This window comes from Streptomyces sp. 2-1 (assembly GCF_048564895.1).
In the GTDB taxonomy this organism is placed as follows: Bacteria; Actinomycetota; Actinomycetes; order Streptomycetales; family Streptomycetaceae; genus Streptomyces; species Streptomyces phaeochromogenes.
Map to the genome: position 1 here is coordinate 8,104,959 of NZ_CP183383.1, position 20,053 is coordinate 8,125,011.

Below are 20,053 nucleotides of genomic sequence, written 5' to 3' on the forward strand. Positions count from 1 at the left end.
AATGGAGCAGAAAATGTCACAGCCGTGGCTGCCCCCCGACGGGGTGACCCGCACCTCCGAAGTCATCACGGTATCCGCCGGAATGTTCAAGGGGGGAGAATTCCGGTGCCCCGCCGCCGATGCCCTCAAGACTCGCGGTTACCACACCGCCGACCCCGTACCGCGCCGCCGCGAGCGGTTGGAGAACTTCACTCTGGGCCCCTTCATGGCCGCCTGCGACGCCCGCTTCCGGCCCTCCGGCAGCCTGCCCCGGACGCGTACCGCGCCCTTGCACGACGGCCTGAGGACATGGTCGGACCATGGTGTGAAGGCGTACGAGGCGGCCTTCCCCGCCGACCCGGAACGCCCCCTGAACGAGGTCCCCGAGCCGTGGACGTACCGCTACCGGCCGTCTGGCCCCGACTCGCGGAACGCCCAGGAGTACCGCTTCACAGTGTGGGGCCGCTGCCTGGCCTCCGCCGACGGCGCCTACCGTGAACTCCGGCTGCCCGTGCACCGACTGAACCAGGATCTGCCGCCCGACGGGTTCATCGCCGCCGTCGCCCTGGTGCTGGCCGAAGGCACCCCCGGGCCGCCGCCGGAGCACGTACGGATCGTGGAGTTCGCGCTGTTCGACGGTCGTACGCGGGAGCTCTTTGCCGGCAGCCGGGCGCAGGCGCTCGCCCGGTACCGGGAGCACGGCCCCGATGCCCTGGCCGGCGTACTGGACGGACGGGAATATCGTCCAGGTTCGGCCTGCGGCGGATGCGCCTACCTGTCGGTCTGCCCGGCCCTGCGCACGGCGCCCGGACTGTTGGGCATCGAATCGCCGAACCGGCCCCGCCGCACATGGTCGGTGACCAACGGGCGCAACTACCGGGCCTGCCCGGCCCGCGACCACATGCGTCGGCTGCACCTGCCCACGGCGGACTCCATCGAGCGCGACGTGACGGCCGAGCGTGGCCGGGCTCTGCACGTCTACCTCGCCGACCGGCACGGCCACGGATCGCCTCGACCGTGCACGGTCGAGGTTCCCGAGGAGTGGGTGCCGGACGGATTCGACCTGCCCGACCACGAACGCGCGCTCGGCGCACTCCTGTTGCGGCGGCACGCCGCGGTCTGCCCGCTGCGGTGCGTAGGGGACGGGACGGACGTGCGGACCGAGCCCCGGGTAGTGCGGCACGACACCGTCGCCGACGTGGTGGTGATCGCCGCACCCGACCTGCTCTACCGGGACGCCGGCTCATGGGTATGGCGCGAGACCAAGACCTCCGCCACCGACCGGCGGTCCAACCGCCCCCTGTTGGAGCTCTATCCCCAACTGGCCCTCGCGGTCGTGCTGATCGGCCGCGGTGACCTGGGCGGCGCTTCATCCCGTGCCCGGGTCGAGCTTGAGGTGCTCCGCCCCGACGGTGCCGACCTGGAGATCATCGACCCCTTCGCCTCCGCCAACCGGACCGCGGCTGAGGGAGTCCTGCGGGCGATGGTGGCCGACTGGCACGGGGACGACCGCTACACGGCCGTGCCCGGACGCTCCTGCCAGCGGTGCGAAGTGGCCCGCTGGTGCTCGGTGTCGGCCGCCACCGAGGCCGCGGCATGAGGGCGGGGGCGGCCCGCCGGGCCGACCGGCCGGACACCGGGGAGGAATCTGAGGGCGCGGGCAGCGAACTCTTCCGCGAGCTTGCCCGCATGGTGGCTGGCCTCGCCGAGGTTCAAGGCCTGCGCTCGTTCGCCCTGCCCTATCCCGGCCTCGCCCAGCGTGCGCTGGACCGCACGGTGATGCACTGCCTCGACGTCGGGGAGACACCGCCGAGGAGCCTTCCGGAGCTGTGGGAGTGGTGCCGGACCAAGCCGGCGGGCGATCCGCTCTTCGCAGGTTCCGCCTTGCTGGTCACCCCGGGCGCGACGCTGGTACACCCGGTCGGCCGGATGCCGACGCGGTCGTGCCTCGAAGTCGCCTCGCACGGGCCGGACGGGGGCGTGGCGGCGCATGCTCGCGCGCTTCTGGGCGACCTGGAAGCGCGGTGCGGAACGGGCGAGCGCTACCGGCAGTGCCGGAGCTTCCTGGCCCGCCATCCGGTGGTCCACCAGCAGGACCGCTTCGGGCCCGGCTGGAGCAAGGCCGTCTGGAGCCGCGTCAAGGACCTCTACGGGCCGCTGCCCGAATCCCTGCTTGTCGACAGCGACTTCCTGCGCTGTCCCTCGTGCGGGCTTCCCGCGCTGCCCAGGGACCGGGCCGTGCCCGTACCCGGGCCGTCCGCCACCGACGCGGACATCTGGTGCGAGGGGGAGGATTGCCCGCGCGACGACCCTCCGGAACTGATCCGCGATCCGGAACAGACGTGGATCCTGCGGCGTCCACTGCGGACGTTCCTCGCACTGCCTCATCGGACCGAAGAGGCCGCCCTGGACGTGCTGGATCGCGCCGGGATCGATCATGAGGCCCTGTCGGGGCCTCTGTCCGCCTACAGGTTGAGGGATTCCGGTCCCGGAATCGTCGACATCCAGGTGTACGACCGCCTGCAGCCGGCCCTCCTTGCCGCACATCTTGCTGATAGCGCGCCCCTCGCGGACCGCACCCTCGTTGTGGTCCCGGACGCGCTCGCCGGACGGCACGGCTACCGGAGGGCCTTCACCGACGCCCTTCCCGCGCTTCTGCGGGACCGGCTGGTGCTCACCACGCCCGTGGACCTCGTGCCCGACCTCGGTCGGACCCGGAAAGAGGAGAAGGACGATGCGTAGCATCACCCCGCCGCTGACCGACGCACTCCGCGCTCTCAACGCGTTCCTTGGGCAGTCCGTCCCCAAGCCCGCCTTGGAAGCACTCTGCCAGGTGGAACTCGGCCTGTACCTCCAGCAGAAGCTGATGCCGGGCAGCCCCGCGGGCAGTGCCTGGGTACTCTTCAGCGGATACGGGTTCGCCGAGGCGCACGGAGCGCAGTTGCCGCCGGACACCGCGCGGACGCTGCGTGTCGCCCGGTACTCGCTGTGGACCCTGCGCAGGGGCCTTACCTGGCGCGAGGCGCTGGAGACCTACCAGTTGGTCGACCCCAGAGTGCGCGGCTACGACGTACCGGACACCGAGTCGCCCGCCACCCGCCGCGAACTCTCCGTCGCCGGAGACCGCTTCCCCGTCTACGAGCAACTGCTGCGTGCCGCACCGCCGCTGGCGGGCAAACGCTTGCCGGTCGCGGGCCAGGGCCCGCACGCCTTCCCCGTCAGCCACACCCTGGCCGTCGTTGACCTGCCGTCCGTCCCCCACACCCCCCTCGTAGCCCACGACATGGACCTGGAACCGGCTGGCGCCGGAGAGCCCCTGGTCTTCACCAGGAAGAGTCTGGAGCGCACCGCGGCGGAGATGGACGCCACACATGCCCGCGTCGGCGAGGGAAGGTCGCCGCGCTGGCTGGAGCGGCTGCGGGCCTTCGACCTGTCCACCAAGGCGAACGGCACGTTCCACAAGGCAGGCAAGGACGAGGACTTCACGTTCACGGTCGACGGGATCCAGCACCTGCTCGGCATCGTCGGCGCGGGCAAGAGCACGCTGCGCGACATCATCGCCGTCCATCTCGCCAAGCTCGGTAAGCGCACCACCATCGTGGTCACCGACGTGGCGGAGGTGCTGAAGCTCGTCCGGCTCTACGGTCTCTACACCGGCGGCGCCGCCGCACCCGTGCTCGGCTCCTCCGGCCGGGAGCGGCACGCCCAACGGCTGCACCGCCGGCTGGCGGGCCGGGGCGAACACCGGCTGCTTGCCCACGACGACCCTGCCTTCGCCTACCTCGGGACCTCCTGCGTGCTCAACGCCAGGCGGCAGGGCGCCACTTCGTCCACCGAGCCGCTCGCCTTCGGCGAGGCACCCTGCTCCCGGCTCCGGCCACCGTCGGACCCGAAGCGCGACAAGGGCGGTGGTCGGGCCTCCGAATGGCAGAAGAACGCGACGAGCTGCCCGTACTGGTCCGCCTGCCCCCGGTACCACGGAGCCCGCACCCTGGTTGGCGCCCTGATCTGGGTGGCCACGCCGGCCGGTCTGATCGACGCCTCACCGCCCCGCCCCCAGAACGGCGAGCGCATCCGCTACCTCGAACTCGCCTGCCGCCGCAGCGACCTCGTCATCATCGACGAGGCCGACCGTGTGCAGATGCAGTTCGACCAGACCTTCGCACCCGCCGTCGTCCTCGCCAGCGACGAGGACAAGGGCCTCATCGACCAGCTGAGCCGGCACAAGATCCGGGAGCTCGCGGCCAGCGGGCGCACCCAGCTCTCCGAACGGGACGTGGAGACCTTCGCAGCCGCCCTCAACACCGCCGGATCGGCCACCGACCGGCTGTACGCGATGCTCGTCGCGAGGTACGACCTGCGCAGGTGGGTGCGGACGGGCTACTTCAGCGCCTGGACGCTACAGCTCGGACTGCTTGACGAACGCTACGAACTCCCCGACGGCAGCGGGCCGGAACACGGGAACCACGCGCCCCGACAGGCTCTCGGTAAGCTTCTCGACGCCTTTCGCGACAACCCCTTCGGCGACCGCCGCCGCAGGACGGAGGAGGACTTCAGCGAGCTGACCGCCCTCCTCAACGAACTGCTCCACACCGGCAACCCGGAGAACACCCGGCGTCACCTGGTCGAGGTCATGGACGAGGTCTTCCACATCGACCCGCGGTACATGGCCGCCCGGCAGCAGACGTACAAGGAGGAGTACGACGAGTGGCAGCGCGCAGAGGAGGAACGGCAGAAGGGGAGAGGCCGCCGCCGGAAGCCCAAGCCACCGCCCCAGACCCCCGAGCAGTGGCACCAGGAGCTCGCCGAACGCTTCGAGTTCACGCTGCTGCTCAGCGCCCTGGAACCCCGGCTCGCCATGATCAACGCCATGTGGCCCCGCGTCGAAGCCGCCCTCAGTCTGGGCTACAACACGATGTACCGTCGGCCGCTCGACTACGGCCCGATGGTGCCCGAAGCCCCGATGGGCAACGTACTCGGCTTCCAGTTCCGGGTCCCGGGCGAGGACAAGGGCGGAGTCCGCAGCGGCGAGCTGACCTTCTTCCGCTGCAGCGGCGTCGGACGCGAACTGCTGCGCGCCATGCCCCACCTCGCCTCCGTCGACGGCAGGCCCGGCGCCCATCTGCTGCTCATGTCCGGCAGCAGTTGGGCGGGCGCGTCCAGCCGCTACCACGTCTGCGTCCCGGTCGGCGTGATCATCGAGCCGCCGGCCGAGGTGACCGAACGCATCGCGAACGAGAGCCTGATGCGCTTCGAGTTCATCGACGACGGCGACGAGAAGCTGCGCCTGTCGGGAACCCACCCGGACGACCGCCCCGAGAAGCTGCGCCGCATCGCCACCCACCTCGGCGCCGGGGAGTACGACGCCCCCGAAGGAGGCCCGCTGGAGCGCGAGCTGCTCTCCCTTCGCCCGGGGAAGCGCGACCAGATCCTCCTGCTGGTCGGCAGCTACGCCGAGGCGCGCATCGTGGCCGACACCCTCCACAACCTCAACTCCCGTTGGCGCGACAGCGTGCTGTGCCTGGTCTCGGACGACGAAGAGATCGCCCCGGAGGACGAGGCGCCGTCCGCCTACCGCGCCCGGTCACTGCGCCGGGGCGACGTCGAACACCTGAAGGACCTCGACGCGAACATCCTCGTGGCGCCCCTGCTGGCCGTGGAGCGAGGCCACAACATTCTCAACGACGACGACGAGGCGGCCATCGGCACGGTCTACTTCCTGGCCCGGCCCAATCCGCACCCCGAGGACCTGTCCCTGGCCGTCCACGCCGTCAACGACTGGATCGTCCGCGCCGTCACAGGCGGAGACTTCGACACCTGGGTACGGGGACAGGCCACCGTCGAGGAAGGTGCCGACGAGGTCCGCCGCCTCGCCCGTTCGCGCTGGTACCAGGTGCTCGCCCGCTCGATGGCTTGGAGCCACCTCGGCGAAGAGGCGCGGGAGCAGGTCACTTGGGACATGTTGGTCCTGATGTGGCAGGTGATCGGGCGGCTGGTGCGCGGCGGCGTACCGGCCAGGGTGGTCTTCGTCGACGCCGCCTTCGCCCCGAACCGCGGGGCCGTACCACCGCAGGCCGACACCCCCAAGTCCAGCCTGCTGCACAGCGTCCTCGACGTGCTGGACCCGTACTTCGAGGGCGACACGAAGAGCGCGGAGGAGCAGTTCATCGCCCACGCCCTGTACGGACCCCTCCGGGGCATGCTCACCCGCCTGCTCGCCCCTGCTCCCGCCCCGGCCCACCCGTAAGCGCCGAACTCCGACTTCCAGGAGGCAATTTCGTGTATCCCACCATTCGCAACGCGGCTTACGAACCCGACCCGCTCCATGGACCGTGGCGGGAGGAGATGAGTGTGCTGCGGCTCGGCGAGGAGTTGCACACCGAGCTCACCAGGATGCACGCCGAGGCCGACAAGGGCCCCGTCCGCCCCGATCGGCTCCCCGTGCGCAGGCTCAACTCCCTGCTCCAGGCGATGGCCCCCGGCGTCATCGCGACCGGCCGCAACGCCGGAACGGACGGCCGCCTGCCGTGGCTCTACGCTCGGGAAGCTGTCCCGCCGGATGTGCTGGCCCCGGTGATCGGCACTTGGGCGACGGGCATGTACCGGGAGGAGGACGACACCGAAGGCGCCGACCTGGAGGAGCGGCTCCGCTCCGACGACCCGGCCGAGGCCGTCCAACTGCCACATTGGGAGGCTGAATCGGTCGACCTCACCGAGACCGTGACCTCGGCGGGCGGAACTGCCGAACCCGCCGCACGGCTCTACGGCCTGCTGCCCGAGTGGGTCGCCTTCCGGCTGGCCGCCCGGACGTTCCGCACCGGGGGCACCACACTCCACTTCCGTGTCGAGAGCTCGGGCAACGGCGCGCGACTCGTCTCCTGGCCGCCGCAGCGATACGAGCGCCGCGGAAAGACCTGGTACTACTCGGCTTGCCTCAACATCACCGTCCACACCGTGCCGTTCGCCCCACGGTTCCGCGTCCACGTGTCCTCGCAGGTACGCCGGTGGTCCACCCAGCTGGACGTACGCCCCCACCAGCTCGGCGGCGCGACCGTTCTGCTCGACGCTCCGCTGCCATGGCCGGGAGGGCCGGACCGGAGCCACCGGTTGATGGTGAACACCCTCGGCTACGACCGGCGGCTGAAGGAACTGGCCTGGCGCCACCACAGCCCCGCACCGCTCTTGCCCGAGCTGGACATCGTACGCAACTACCCGCAACCCGAGGCGCTCTTCTCCCACCCGGAACGCTGGATCAACGGGTCCGGTGACGTGGCCGCCGGCATCGTCTACCACCCGTCGATCGGCCCGCACGAGGTCGGACCCGGGTTGATGCCACAGGAGCGGGCGGATCTGGACGCCTGGGTCGAGGACGGGCTGCGCCCCGTGCTGAGCCGGATCCCCGACCTTACGCGGGTCACCCGGAGCAACACCCCCTCATTGCTGCCTCGTTCGGGAGCCGGACGTGGTCCGGGCGTCCGGGACACGCAGCTGGCCCTGCAGCGGCGGGTGGCGCTGGCACGCGTACTCAACGGCCGTCCCCTGGAGATCGATGTCTTCTGGCAGTCCCCGGAAACCCGTGCCGCGCTGCTCGCGGAACTGCCGAAGCTCATCGGCTTCCCTCCCGGGGAGAGCATGGGGCCGGCCGATGACGACACCTGGCGGTGGCGGGGTGAGGGGGTCGAGATCCGCGTACGAGCCCGGCCCGCGGGGCCCCTGGCCGACGCTCTGCAGGTCTCCCGGGAGCGCAGGCGCCCCAGGGCCGTCCGGCTGGCCGAAGCCGTCGAAGGGCGCTGCCGACTTGTGGCGGACCGAGTGGTCCCGCGTCTCGACGCGGCCGGAGTCGTGATCATGGAGATCGCCGGCAAGGAGCGCTTCGCCGCCGTCCCCGACTCCGACCCCAAGCATGCGCTGCGCATCGCCTCGGCGCGGCAGGACCGGCTGAGCCAGTTCGTCAACCTGCCCGACGATACCGACAGCGGCCTGGAGCACCGGGCCAAGTGGACCTGGCTGGACGCCTTTCGACAGCTCGGTGCGATTAGTCCGCCCGCTCACCGAGTGGGGGCCGGAGTTCCCGGCGACCTCCAGTACGTGGCGCTCTGGCTCGTACGCCACACCAGGAAGGGGCCCACGCGGTGCCCCGTCCATCGGCTGGTCGCGGTGCGGGTCCGCCCCGGGGACGGAGGACCGGGCGTCATCGAGGGGTGGGACGCCGAGCGCGCCGAATGGGTGCCGTACCCGAAGCTGTTGCTGCTGCTCTCCCAGGCAGTGGAACCAGTGGCGGAGACCGGGAAGGAGAAGGAGGCTGATACAGGTGGCCCTGGCGATGGCGTAGCCGCCCGGGGAGGGCTCCGGCCCGGTGCCCTCCCGGGCGTGGAGCAGCACAGGCAGCGGGAGATCGAGCGGCAGATCCGCGCACTGCTCTTCCAGCTCCGCGACCGCCCGACGCTCCTGCTGGCGGACGCGGGCAATCTGCGCCAGTGCTGGCCCGGCCTGCGCAACGGTGAACTGGCCCGCGACATGCTCGGCTTCGGCACTGAACCCGCCCAGCGCCACACGCTCTACGGCGACGACCTGCGGGTGGTGCTCGTACGGGACGCCAATGCGCGGGAGGAAGTAGCGGAGTGGTATGCCCATGACGCCAAGGGCAGCGTCGGCTTCGCCGAGGGCGTGTGGGGGACGGCGGAGACGGAGAGCCGTGTCTTCGCGAGTACGGCCTCGAAGCCGCACACGGTGGCGAAACTGCCGAAGGGACTCATGAAGCTGGCGCCCACGGCACAGGGCCGGACAGCACCCGGAAAGTCGGCCTGGAACCCCGGGCAGCTGGAGATCACCGTGCTCGGCTGCCTGTCGGAGAAGGCACTGGCGGACTCGGGGCGTGAAGGGGACCTGCCTGACCGGCCGGCGGAGTGGGCGACGCTCACGCACCAGCTGCGCTACCAAGACGACTATCCGCCGCTCGCCCGGCCCCTCCCGCTGCACTTGGCGCGTCTCGCCGGTGAGTACGTGCTTCCGGTGGCCCGAATGAAAGGGGAGGGGAGCACGTCATCCGCTCCGTGAAAGAGGTGCCGCCTGTACGGGGAGTCCCAACGACCGATGCTGATAGGAATCATTGTTCCCTCGTGTCAGTGCCAAAGGCTGAACCTGGCCACGGTTGACGGTGTCTGGGGCACTCCTTGTTGGGATCACCGCGCGCCATTGTTTTCACCGCCGTGACGCTCGTCTGACGCTCTGCGCGCCTGGTGGCCTCAGACGGAGACGAGAGATTGCGCCTGACCTGCGGTTTCTTCTGAACTCACCCGGGGGACATGCTTCCGACGACTCATCGTGTGGAGTGTGGAGCGATTCTGGAGCCCGTTTCGAAGGGTGCCTGAACCGCTGAACCGGCTGACCCCGGGATTCTTGTAGCCGCCGTCGTGGCGTGCGTTCGGCGAGTGCGTCGCGCTCAGTGTGGTGCGAGTGCCGTGAAGGCCTCGTCCAGGAGGTCGACCAGGTCTAGATGGCCGTTGGAGGCCGTCCAGTGGTCCAGGGCGACGTTCAGGCAGTCCAGGGCGGCGGCGGCCCGTACGGATCGGATCAGTGTCGTGGACCGGGAGGAGCCGTCGCGCTCGGCGAGGGCTTCGGTCAGGGCCGGGCGCCAGCCGTGTTGCTTCTCCAGTTGGCGGGCGCACAGGGCCGGGGTGTCCTGTACGAGGCGTGTCATCTCCAGCGAGCCCGCCGGGTCAAGGCGGTAGCGCTCGATGACTGTGTCCAGCGCGCGGCGCAGGGCCGTCCAGTCGTCCTCGTCGGCGGGGCGGGCCCGTAGGGCGTCGGCGACCTGGGTGCCGTGGGCGTTGAAGGCGCCGAGGACCGCGTCCTCCTTGGTGCCGAAGTAGCGCAGAAAGGTGCTGCGGGACACCCCGGCAGCCGCCGCCAGGTCGTCGAGGGTGACCTTGGCGAAGCCCTCCTGGCGGAACAACTCGAAGGCCACCTGGGCCAGTTCGGCCCGCACGGCCGCCCTGGCGATGTCTCGCGTGTTCGTACGCGCCGCTCCACTCACCCCGTGATCGTACTGCTTGACCGACTCTGGATCGCAGGAGAGAGTCTTGGTTGCGTGTATGACACTGAGTTTCAGTCGTGAGCTCAAGTGTCACTTATGTGTCAGCGATTGCTATTGATACTCATCGAATGGGAGATCCGGCACCGTGACCCAGACCCTTGGATTCATCGGCACGGGCATGATCGGCGGAGCGCTGGCCCGGCTCGCCGTCGCCGCTGGACTGAACGTCGTCGTGAGCAACTCGCGTGGCCCGGACACCCTCGCCGACCTAGTCGACGAGCTTGGCGCGCGGGCCCGTGCCGCCCTGCCCGCCGAAGCCGCGCGGGCCGGTGACCTGGTGGTGGCCACCGTTCCGCTGCGCGCCTACGACCGGTTGCCCGTGGAAGCCCTGGCGGGCCGGACGGTGATCGACACGATGAACTACTACCCGGACCGCGACGGCCGCATCGCCGAGCTGGACTCGGGCGAGCTGACCTCCAGCGCTCTCGTGCAGCGGCATCTGGAGGGTGCGCGTCTGGTCAAGGCGTTCAACAACATCGACTTCCGGCGCCTGTTCACCAGCGCGCGGCCCGCCGGTGCCGCCGACCGCAGCGCCCTGCCCGTCGCCGGTGACGACCCGGGCGCCAAGGCGGACGTGGCCCGGCTCCTCGACGTCCTCGGCTACGACGCGGTCGACATCGGCGTCCTCGCCGACAGTTGGCGCAGCGAGCCCAACGCCCCGGTCTACGTCCAGCCGTACATGGCGGAGCGGCCCGAGGGGCTGAGTCCGGAGGGGACCGGACGCTGGTTCTTCGAGACCCCTGGCGTTCCGGTTTCCGCCGCCCGGGTGAAGGAGCTCACGGACGCCGCAGTCCCCGGTCCGGTGGGCGGTCCTCCCTCGGCCGTCCCCAGGCGCTGAGTCCGGCAGCCTCGGGAGGGGAACGGGATACGGGGCACCCCTGATCTCAACTCCTCGGCCACGGCCGCCCGTCGTAACGTTCGACGTCTCGGTTCAGGCGGCTGAGCAGGGTCGCGAACTCGGTGACCTCCTCGGGAGTCCAGTCGGCCATGACCGTCTCCAGGCCCCGGATGTTCTCGGCGCGGTCGGCGGCCAGGCGTCGCTCGCCCTCGGCGGTGATGGCGAACTTGCGGGCGACGCCCCCGTCCGGGTCGGGGATGCGTTCCACGACGCCGGCGCGCAGCATGGCGGCGGTCTGGCGGTTGAGGGTGGAGACGTCCAGGCCGAAGGCGGCGCTGAGGCGGCCGATGGACATCGGCCCCTCCGCCCGGATGCGGCTGAGCAGGAGATAGGCGCTGCGGTCGAGCCGCCCGTCCAGGCCCCGTGCGTGCGGGGTGAGCAGGTGGATGTGGCGTCCGAGCAGCATGGCCTCGAACTCGATCAGGGGCGTCGGCTTGTCCATGCGGGGGTCCTCGGCTCCTGGATCGGCGTTCTGGGGCTGCTGGGGCGTCCCCCTCCTGGTTCGCGCGGCGCGGCGCGGCACGGCACGGCAGGGAACTGCACCGCACCGCATTACAGCTCGCTGCACCGCACTGCATCGCACCGCGCTGCATCGTCGGGTGGGGGCGGCACCGCGAGCGATATGCATGATGCACTCGGCATGTACGATGCACATTCTATGCATGCCGCATTCCTGCCGTGCAGTGCGTCGCGCCCGCCGTGATCCGGAAGCGCAAGAGGGAGAGCCCCCCGTGGAAAGTCCTGACAGTCCCAAGGCCGAGGCCCGTTCACGCGGTGTCGTCGGCATCCTCGCCTTCGCGGGCATCGTGGCCGCGCTCACGCAGACGCTGGTCGTGCCGCTGATCGGTGACCTGCCGAAGCTGCTCGACACCAGTGCCTCGAACGCCTCGTGGGTGATCACCGCCACGCTGCTCGCCGCGGCGGTGGCGACGCCCGTCGCGGGACGCCTCGGCGACATGTACGGCAAGCGGCGCATGCTCCTGGCCTCGCTGATACCGCTCGTCGTGGGCTCGATCGTCTGTGCCCTGTCCTCCTCGGTGATCCCGATGATCACCGGACGCGGTCTGCAGGGCCTCGGCATGGGCGTGGTGCCCCTGGGCATCAGCCTCCTGCGTGACGTGGTGCCGAAGGAGAAGCTGGGCTCGTCCATCGCGATCATGAGCGCGTCCATGGGCGTGGGCGGTGCGCTCGGTCTGCCGTTCTCCGCGGCGATCGCCGAGAACACCAGCTGGCGCGTGCTGTTCTGGGTCGTCGCCGCCCTGGCCCTCGCGGTCGGCACGCTGATCTGGTTCGTCGTGCCCGTAGGCCGGGCGAACACCGCCGCGGGCAACAGCTTCGACCTGCTCGGCGCGGCCGGTCTGGGCGTCGGGCTCGTCTGTCTGCTCCTCGGCGTCTCCAAGGGTGCCGACTGGGGATGGGGAAGCGGCACCACCCTCGGACTGCTCGGCGCCTCGGTCGTCGTCCTGCTGGCCTGGGGCTGGTGGGAGCTGCGGACGCGTGAGCCGCTGGTCGACCTCCGGGTGACCGCCCGCCCGCAGGTCCTGATGACGAACATCGCCTCGATCCTGGTCGGCTTCTCGATGTACGCCCAGTCGCTGGTCGTGCCCCAGCTCCTCCAGCTGCCCGAGGCCACCGGCTACGGACTGGGCCAGTCGATGCTGGCCATGGGCCTGTGGATGGCCCCTGCCGGCCTGATGATGATGGTGATGTCGCCGATCGGCGCCAAGGTCTCGGCCGCCCGCGGCCCCAAGGTCACCCTGACCATCGGCGCCCTGATCATCTCCCTCGGCTACGGCATCTCCCTGCCGATGATCGGCACCGACTCGCCCCTGGGCCTGCTCGCCGTGACCATCGTCGCCAACACGGGTGTCGGCTTCGCGTACGGCGCCATGCCGGCCCTCATCATGAGCGCGGTGCCCCAGTCGGAGACCGCCTCCGCCAACAGCTTCAACACGCTGATGCGCTCGATCGGCAGCTCTGTGTCGGCCGCCGTGATGGCGGTGGTACTGGCCCAGATGACCACGGACTTCGGCGGGTTCGCCCTGCCGTCCGAGGACGGGTTCCGGGTCGCCATGCTGATCGGCTCCGGTGTCGCCCTCGTGGCCGCGGCCGTCGCCTTCTTCATCCCGGTGCCGAAGGCCGCCGCCGATCCGGAGCCCGGCACGGCACCGGACGCGGCCCCCGAGACGGCCGAGGCCAAGGCCTGACCACAGCTCACAGTGACTCGATCACGGCCTACAGCGACCTGATCCCGGCGGCCGGATCCTGACTCCCACAGCCGAGCCCTGACCTCTCCCAAGGTCAGGGCTCGACCCATACGTCCGTGCTCGACAGCGTCATCGGCGCCCCCGCGAAGGCCCGCAACCGGATGCGTACACCGTGGCGCGCTGAAGCCGCCCCTGAGGAACCGTCAGTAGACGTCCCGCACGTACCGCTTCTCCGCTGCGAGTTGCTTTACGTACGTGGCGGCCTCGGTCTCGCTCAGACCGCCGTGGGTGACGGCGATGTCCCGGAGGGCCCGGTCGACGTCCTTGGCCATGCGGGAGGCGTCACCGCAGACGTAGAAGCGGGCGCCGCTCTGGAGCCAGGACCACAGTTCCGGTCCGTGCTCGCGCATCCGGTCCTGGACGTAGACCTTGGCGCGCCGGTCGCGGGAGAACGCCGTGTCCAGGCGGGTGAGGGTGCCGTCGTCGAGGAAGGCCGTCAGCTCGTCCTCGTAGTAGAAGTCGGTTGCCCGGTGCTGCTCGCCGAAGAACAGCCAGTTGGGCGCCCGGTGGCCGAGGGCCTGCCGTTCCTGGAGGAAGCCGACGAACGGCGCGACCCCGGTGCCGGGCCCGACCATCACCATCGGGGTCGCCGGATCCGCAGGGGGCCTGAAATGCGGGGACCGCTGTACGAACACCGGTACCGGCGTGCCCGGTTCGGCGTCGGCGAGGAACGGTGAGCAGACACCGCCCCGGACCTGTCCGCCGAGGCTCTCGTACCGCACGACGGACACCGTCAGCGACACGAGGTGCGGGTCGACGAGCGGGCTGGACGATATGGAGTACAGGCGTGGTTGGAGCCGTTTCAGGACCCCGGCCCACTCCTGGGCGCTCGCCCGCACAGGGTGCTCGGCGATGACGTCGACGGCCTGCCGTCCCCAACTCCACTTGGCCAGCCCGTCCTTGTTGTCCGGGCGCAGCAGCCTCTTCAACTCCCGGTTGTCACCGGTACGTTCAGCCACGAAGCGGAGCAGGTCCGGGGTGATCCTGGTGATGTCGAGATGCCGGCCCAGCGCGTCGGCCAGAGAGGTGTGGCCAACTCCGTTCACATCGACGGTCGTTGAGGCGTCCAGCCCGGCCACCCCCAGCCATTCCTCCACCAGGGCGGGGGAGTTGACCGGCCGGACTCCGAGCGCGTCCCCGGCCTCGTACGTCAGCGGGGTCTCGCAGTCCCGTGTGTCGAAGGTGAACCTGCGGACCTCCTTTCCCGCGCCGGGCAGGCTGAGCAGCCGGTTGCCGGTGAGCCGGGCGGTGACGGGGGCGGCCTTCCGTGCCGCCGAAGGCGCACGCGCACCCGCACCCGTACCTGTACTCCCACTCCCATTCCCACTCGCGTTCGGAGCCGGGGCGGGAGCGGGCGTCTGCCCCTGCTGAGCGGGTACGAGCGCGGTGAGCACCTGGTCGAGCCAGGCCCGCGCGGAGGGCTCGTAGTCCGGCTCGCAGTCCGTACGCGGAGCCAGCCGCACCCCGCCCAACTCGTCCAGCCGCCGGTCGAGTCGGCGGCCATGCCCGCAGAAGTCGTCGTACGAGGAGTCGCCGAGGGCCAGTACGGCAAAGCGCACGCCGTCCATGCGCGGCGGCTCGGAATCGGCCAGCGTCGCCCAGAAACCGGAGCCGTTGTCGGGCGCGTCTCCGTCGCCGAACGTGCTCGTGATCAGCAGCAGATCCGCCCCCGGCGGCAGCGCGCGAGGGTCGGCGTCGTCCATCCCGAGGAGCGTCGCCCGGTGCCCGGTCGCGGTGATCCGCTCGGCCGCCGCGACCGCGAACTCCTCGGCGTTACCGGTCTGCGAGGCCCAGAGGACGACGACCTCGCGGAGGGGCGTGGCCGGGTCTCGCGAGGTCTCCGCTGATCGCGAGTACATCCCGGCGAGGACACCGTTCACCCACAGGGCGTGGTCAGGGCTGAAGGGCGCGTCCGGCGGCAGCACGGGCACACCCGGGGCGCCCGCGGGAAGCCCGGCGAGGAACCCGGTGAGGTACTGGCGTTCCTGGGCGGTGAGGACGGGGGGAGGGGCGGGGGCGAGGCCGAAGACGTCGCCGGCTCCTGCTGTTCCCGGGAGCCCGGCCGACTCAGCCCCTCCGGAGCCACCGGCAATCTCAGCCCCTCCGGCGTTCGAGGAGCGGGGGCCTGGGGGCAGCGCCCCCAACGGGGCCCGCGGCAGCGCCCCGCTTTCGGGAAGGGGCGGCGCGGGGGAAGAAACCCTCACCACCGAAACCGCACACACCTTCAACTCCGGCTGGAACGACACAGGATCAACGGCGTCACTGGTGACGGCATTGACGCTCAGATACTCACCGAACAGGTCGTTCCAGTGGAACGGCGCGAACAGACCCCCCACCTGCACCCGGTCCGTCACCACAGCGGGCAGCACGGCCCGCCCCCGCCGCGAGGCGACCTCGACCCGGTCGCCCTCGGCCACGCCGAGCACCGCGGCGTCCTCCGGATGCACCTCCACGAACGGCCCGGGATCGAGCTTGTTGAGCTTGGCCACCCGCCCCGTCTTGGTCAGCGTGTGCCACTGATGCTGGAGCCGCCCGGTGTTCAGCACGAAGGGAAAGTCGTCGTCGGGCATCTCGGCGGCGGGCAGATGCGGCCGGGCGTGAAACACGGCCCGCCCACTGGCCGTAGGAAAAACAGGCCCCCCACCCACGGAGTCCCCGGCCACGGCGCCGACGCCATCGGAATCCCCATCCGCGGAGCCCCCGCCCACGGAACCCACGGAACCCACATACCGGATCGGATTCCGATCGGCCCCGTCCTCCCTCCCCGCCGGCCACTGCACGGACGTCTCCCGCAGCCGCTCGTACGTCACGCCCCGCAGATCCCACCCGGTCTTCGGGTTCCACGCGCGCTTGATCTCCTCGAAGATCTCCTCCGCGCTCTCGTACGAGAACCCCTTCTCGTACCCCATCGCGCACGCGACCCGCGCGATGAGCTGCCAGTCCGCGAGCGCCTCGCCGGGCGGCTCGACGGCGGCCCGGGCGAGCGTGAGGTTGCGCTCGCTGTTGATGAGGACGCCCTCGGTCTCGGTCCACATGGCACCGGGGAGTACGACATCGGCGTACGCGTTGGTCTCGGTCTCGGCGAAGACGTCCTGCGTGACGACGAACTCGGCGGCCTCAAGACCCTCGATGACGGTCCGGCGGTTGGCCACCGACGCGACGGGGTTGGTGCAGATGATCCAGCAGGCCTTGATCTCGCCGTCGGCCATCTTCTGGAACATCTCGACCGTGCCCTTGCCGACCCCGTCCTTGCGGAGGGTGTCGGGCGGCAGCTCCCACAGTTCTTCGACGAAGGCACGCTCGTCGTCGACGAGCACCGACCGCTGCCCGGGCAGACCGGGCCCCATGTACCCCATCTCCCGGCCGCCCATGGCATTGGGCTGCCCGGTGAGCGAGAAGGGCCCGGACCCCGGACGGCAGATCGCACCGGTGGCGAGATGCAGGTTGACCAGCGCGTTCGTGTTCCAGGTGCCGTGTGTGGACTGGTTGAGGCCCATGGTCCACAGGCTCATCCACTCGCCCGCTTCGCCGATCAGCCGCGCGGCCTCACGGATGTCGTCCTCCGGGATGCCGGTGATCTCCGCGACGGCGGCGGGCGGGTAGTCGGCGAGGAAGCCGGGCATGTCCTCCCAGCCCTCGGTGTGAGCCGCGATGAAGTCGGGATCCGTGTGCCCGTTCTCGTGGAGCAGGTGGAGCAGCCCGTTCAGCAGGGCCAGGTCCGTCCCCGGCTTGATCCGCAGGTACAGATCGGCCTTGTCGGCGGTGGCGGTGCGCCGTGGATCGACGACGATCACCTTCGCGCCCGCCGACTTCACCCGGTCCATCATCCGCAGGAACAGAATCGGATGGCAGTCGGCCATGTTCGAGCCGATGACGAGGAAGACGTCCGCCTTCTCGAAGTCCTGGTACGAGCCGGGCGGCCCGTCGGCCCCGAGCGACAGCTTGTATCCGGCTCCCGCGCTCGCCATGCACAGCCGCGAGTTCGACTCGATCTGGTTCGTCCGTACGAAGCCCTTGGCCAGCTTGTTCGCCAGGTACTGGGCCTCCAGGCTCATCTGCCCCGAGACATAGAAGGCGAAGGCGTCGGGACCGTGCTCGTCGATGACCGCCCGCAGCCGCCGCGCGGTCTCGGCGATCGCCGAGACCACGGGCGCCGGCACCGGCTCCGCCCCGCGGTCGTCCCGTACGAGGGCGGTGGCCAGCCGGCCCGGCGCGGCGAGCATGTCGGCCGTGGTCGCGCCCTTCGTGCAGAGCCGGCCGAAATTCGCGGGGTGAGCCTTGTCCCCGGACGCCTTCAGGACCGTACGCCGTCCGTCCGGGCCCATCCCGATGTCGAGGACCATTCCGCAGCCCACACCGCAGTACGAGCAGACCGTACGTACCTGCGACGTGGGGGTGGTGGCGCTCACACGCTGCCTTTCTCCGGCCGTTTCGAGGGGAACCTCGGTGCATGAGCGTACGAATTGCCCGTTACGCCTGTGTCACGTGACGTGATCACGAGGAGTTACGCGCGACACACAGCCGCCGTCGGCGCGATGTGAGGGGTTCCCGGGAGGGACGGTCCGCCCCGGACCGTGTCGCATTGGGCCGAACGGGTGATCATGCGCAAGAATTGCCCGGTGCAGGCAATCAGTGCGAGTCAGGTCGGGGGGAACCGGTGAACAGCCACGACGTCACCGATGAACAGTGGGAAGGACTCGCCCAGGTCGTACCGCTGCGTGGTCGCGACGCCTGGCCCTCGGCGGTCGGCCACCGGGCGATACCGGAGGCGGAGACCGAGGCGCGACGCCGTTTCGTGGTGCTCCGGGTCAATATCTTTGCGGACGCCCGCGAGGTCGCCGAGACCCTGATGGCCGGGATCCCGGTCCTCCTGGACCTCACCAGCGCGGAGACGGACGTCGCCAAGCGCGTACTCGACTTCAGTACGGGTGTCGTCTTCGGCCTCGCGAGCGGGATGCACCGGGTCGACCGGAACGTCTTCCTGCTCACGCCACCAGGAACCGAGGTGCGCGGGCTGATGGAGGGGGCGGGGATTCCCGGGGTGTGACAGGAGGGGTCTGACTTCCGGAGTGCGGCTCCTGGGGTGTGACGCATGGGCGTGATTCGGGGGTGTCAATCCTCGATCCGGTACCCCGTTCGTAGGAAGGTTTCGCGGACGAAACGGTTCCGCCTGGTCGCGGAGCCCTACCGTCCGGATATGACCGCGTTATCTCCCGAGGCTCGCGCGCAGGCCGAGGCGCGTCCGGACCGGCCGAGCGTCGTCGAACTGCGGCTCACCGCGTTCGCCGCGCACCGCCGCGCCGGATTCCCGCTCGGACCGCTCAGCCTCTTCGCCGGCCCCAGCGGCAGCGGCAAATCCAGTGCCCTGCGGGCGTACGAGGCACTCGCCCGGCTCGGTGGCGGCGCCGAACTGGACGAGGTGTTCCCGGACCCGGTCGCGTGCGTGCCTGAGCGGGCCCGCCCCGACGCCCAGCGGCGGCGCGGCTTCCGCATCGGCTGCACGGCGGACGGCCCCGAGGGTCCCGTACGGCTCGACGTCGCCGTGCAGGCCGAGCCCGAACTGCGCATCGTGGGCGAGCGGTTGACGGTCGGCGGGCTGACCCTGCTGGAGACCGCCCTGCGCGACCCGAGCCGACGTTCCGTGCAGGCGGCCTGGCACACGGCGGGCTCGTCCCTGGTGACCCGGGCTCCCCTGCCCGACGACCGTCTCGGCACGCCGCTCCTGCCGCTCCGCGTCGCCGGGAAGACGGACGGCCAGCGCCAGGTCCTCGCCGCCGCCGAGCAGATGGTGGTCGCCCTGCGGTCGGTCTTCGCCTGCGACCCGCTGCCCCGCTCGATGCGGGCGGCGGTGCCGCTGGGCGCGGGACGGCTGCTGCGCGGCTGCGGCAACCTCGCCGAAGTGCTGTGGCGTACGCGGGCGGAGTGCGGGCGCCGGCACGGGCTGCTGGTCGACGCGCTGCGGGCGGGCTGCGCGGGGCCGGTCCGTGACCTGTTGGCCGAGCGGCAGCCCGGCGAGGTCGGCAGGATCGGTGGAATCGGCGGGATCGATGGGACGGTCCAGGCGCTGCTCGACCGGGGCGACGGGCTGCGCACACCGCTCGGGAGGCTGGGGGACGGGGAGTTGAGGTACCTCGCGCTGTCCCTGGTGCTGCTCACCGGGCCTGGCGTGCTGGAGGTCGACACGGCGGGAGAGGTGCCCGCGGCACTGCAGACGCTCACCGTCCTCGCCGACGGCTTCGACCGCGATCTGGACGTACGGCAGCGGGAGGGGCTCGTACGGCTGGCGGCGCGGATGTGCGAGCGCGGGCACATCCGGCTGGTGGGGGCCGTGAGCGACGCGTCCTGGGCGGCGGGGGTGGGTGGGGTGACGGTGGTAGACCTTGAGCCGTGACCGAACTTGATGTGCCGATGTTGCAGCGCAGGCTGGCCGAGTTCGCGGCGGCGCGGAACTGGCAGAAGTACCACACGCCCAAGAACCTCGTCGCCGCGCTCAGCGTAGAGGCGTCCGAACTCGTCGAGATCTTCCAGTGGTTGACGCCCGAGGAGTCGGCCCGGGTGATGGACGACCCGGAGCGGGCCTCCCGGGTGACGGACGAAGTCGCCGACGTGCTCGCGTACTTGCTGCAGGTGTGCGAGGTGCTCGGTATCGATGTCCTTGAGGCGCTCGATGCGAAGATCGACCGGAATGAACGGAGGTTTCCGGTGGGGGAGGGGTCGTGATCGTCCGTTTGACTCCCGGTTGACGCTCGCTTGTTGTCCATGAGGTGCCCCCGGAAAGGGACTTGAAGACCCCGTTTGTCACTCTCCGGAGTT

At 70.6% G+C, this 20,053-nt stretch carries 12 protein-coding genes; 9 read left to right on the forward strand and 3 right to left on the reverse strand.

The window, feature by feature from the left end:
- Positions 1 to 13: 13 nt before the first annotated feature.
- From ACN20J_RS35665 to ACN20J_RS35680, 4 genes are read left to right on the forward strand one after another with little or no spacing between them, the layout of a single operon-like run.
- Complete coding sequence (locus ACN20J_RS35665) at positions 14 to 1,579, forward strand: PD-(D/E)XK nuclease family protein (RefSeq protein WP_419667568.1); 1,566 nt, start codon at positions 14 to 16, stop codon at positions 1,577 to 1,579.
- Positions 1,576 to 2,721, forward strand: coding sequence for a hypothetical protein (locus ACN20J_RS35670; RefSeq protein ID WP_419667569.1), 1,146 nt, complete (start codon positions 1,576 to 1,578; stop codon positions 2,719 to 2,721). Before ACN20J_RS35665 ends, ACN20J_RS35670 begins: the two co-directional genes overlap by 4 nt.
- Positions 2,714 to 6,226 carry a hypothetical protein gene (locus ACN20J_RS35675; protein ID WP_419667570.1) on the forward strand — a complete coding sequence of 1,171 codons (3,513 nt, stop codon included), beginning with the start codon at positions 2,714 to 2,716 and terminating at the stop codon, positions 6,224 to 6,226. Before ACN20J_RS35670 ends, ACN20J_RS35675 begins: the two co-directional genes overlap by 8 nt.
- 32 nt (positions 6,227 to 6,258) lie before the next feature.
- Positions 6,259 to 9,036 (forward strand): pPIWI_RE module domain-containing protein, encoded by a 2,778-nt coding sequence (locus ACN20J_RS35680; protein WP_419667571.1) that lies wholly within the window; start codon positions 6,259 to 6,261, stop codon positions 9,034 to 9,036.
- 385 nt (positions 9,037 to 9,421) lie between these two features.
- On the opposite strand, the gene ACN20J_RS35685 is transcribed toward ACN20J_RS35680, so the two are convergent.
- Positions 9,422 to 10,015, reverse strand: a complete 594-nt coding sequence (locus ACN20J_RS35685) for a TetR/AcrR family transcriptional regulator (RefSeq protein ID WP_419667572.1) — start codon at positions 10,013 to 10,015, stop codon at positions 9,422 to 9,424.
- 145 nt (positions 10,016 to 10,160) lie between these two features.
- On the opposite strand from ACN20J_RS35685, the gene ACN20J_RS35690 reads away from it, so the two are divergent.
- Complete coding sequence (locus tag ACN20J_RS35690; protein WP_419667573.1) at positions 10,161 to 10,913, forward strand: NADPH-dependent F420 reductase; 753 nt, start codon at positions 10,161 to 10,163, stop codon at positions 10,911 to 10,913.
- Between the two features lie 46 nt (positions 10,914 to 10,959).
- Here the strand turns inward: ACN20J_RS35690 and ACN20J_RS35695 are convergent, their stop codons facing one another.
- Positions 10,960 to 11,415, reverse strand: coding sequence for a MarR family winged helix-turn-helix transcriptional regulator (locus tag ACN20J_RS35695; RefSeq protein WP_419667574.1), 456 nt, complete (start codon positions 11,413 to 11,415; stop codon positions 10,960 to 10,962).
- 220 nt (positions 11,416 to 11,635) lie between these two features.
- Here ACN20J_RS35695 and ACN20J_RS35700 point away from each other — a divergent pair, with 220 nt between their 5' ends.
- Complete coding sequence (locus ACN20J_RS35700) at positions 11,636 to 13,180, forward strand: MFS transporter (protein WP_419667575.1); 1,545 nt, start codon at positions 11,636 to 11,638, stop codon at positions 13,178 to 13,180.
- 203 nt (positions 13,181 to 13,383) lie between these two features.
- Here ACN20J_RS35700 and ACN20J_RS35705 read toward each other — a convergent pair whose 3' ends face one another.
- Positions 13,384 to 17,583 (reverse strand): molybdopterin-dependent oxidoreductase, encoded by a 4,200-nt coding sequence (locus ACN20J_RS35705; RefSeq protein WP_419669017.1) that lies wholly within the window; start codon positions 17,581 to 17,583, stop codon positions 13,384 to 13,386.
- 314 nt (positions 17,584 to 17,897) lie between these two features.
- Here ACN20J_RS35705 and ACN20J_RS35710 point away from each other — a divergent pair, with 314 nt between their 5' ends.
- From ACN20J_RS35710 to ACN20J_RS35720, 3 genes are all read left to right on the forward strand, one after another.
- A complete protein-coding gene (locus ACN20J_RS35710; RefSeq protein WP_189841154.1) occupies positions 17,898 to 18,287 on the forward strand; it encodes a cell division protein SepF in 390 nt (129 codons plus the stop codon).
- 150 nt (positions 18,288 to 18,437) lie between these two features.
- Positions 18,438 to 19,631, forward strand: a complete 1,194-nt coding sequence (locus ACN20J_RS35715; RefSeq protein WP_189841155.1) for an ATP-binding protein — start codon at positions 18,438 to 18,440, stop codon at positions 19,629 to 19,631.
- On the forward strand, positions 19,628 to 19,960 hold the full coding sequence (locus ACN20J_RS35720) for a nucleotide pyrophosphohydrolase (RefSeq protein WP_189841156.1): 333 nt from the start codon (positions 19,628 to 19,630) through the stop codon (positions 19,958 to 19,960). Before ACN20J_RS35715 ends, ACN20J_RS35720 begins: the two co-directional genes overlap by 4 nt.
- Positions 19,961 to 20,053: the final 93 nt, after the last annotated feature.

Excerpts from the sequence above, each read along its gene's own strand:
- ACN20J_RS35665 (WP_419667568.1), top strand. The coding sequence starts at position 14 with ATGTCACAGCCGTGGCTGCCCCCCGACGGGGTGACCCGCACCTCCGAA.
- ACN20J_RS35670 (WP_419667569.1), top strand. The coding sequence starts at position 1,576 with ATGAGGGCGGGGGCGGCCCGCCGGGCCGACCGGCCGGACACCGGGGAG.
- ACN20J_RS35675 (WP_419667570.1), top strand. The coding sequence starts at position 2,714 with ATGCGTAGCATCACCCCGCCGCTGACCGACGCACTCCGCGCTCTCAAC.
- ACN20J_RS35695 (WP_419667574.1), bottom strand. The coding sequence starts at position 11,415 with ATGGACAAGCCGACGCCCCTGATCGAGTTCGAGGCCATGCTGCTCGGA.
- ACN20J_RS35700 (WP_419667575.1), top strand. The coding sequence starts at position 11,636 with ATGCCGCATTCCTGCCGTGCAGTGCGTCGCGCCCGCCGTGATCCGGAA.
- ACN20J_RS35705 (WP_419669017.1), bottom strand. The coding sequence starts at position 17,583 with ATGGTCCTCGACATCGGGATGGGCCCGGACGGACGGCGTACGGTCCTG.
- ACN20J_RS35715 (WP_189841155.1), top strand. The coding sequence starts at position 18,438 with ATGACCGCGTTATCTCCCGAGGCTCGCGCGCAGGCCGAGGCGCGTCCG.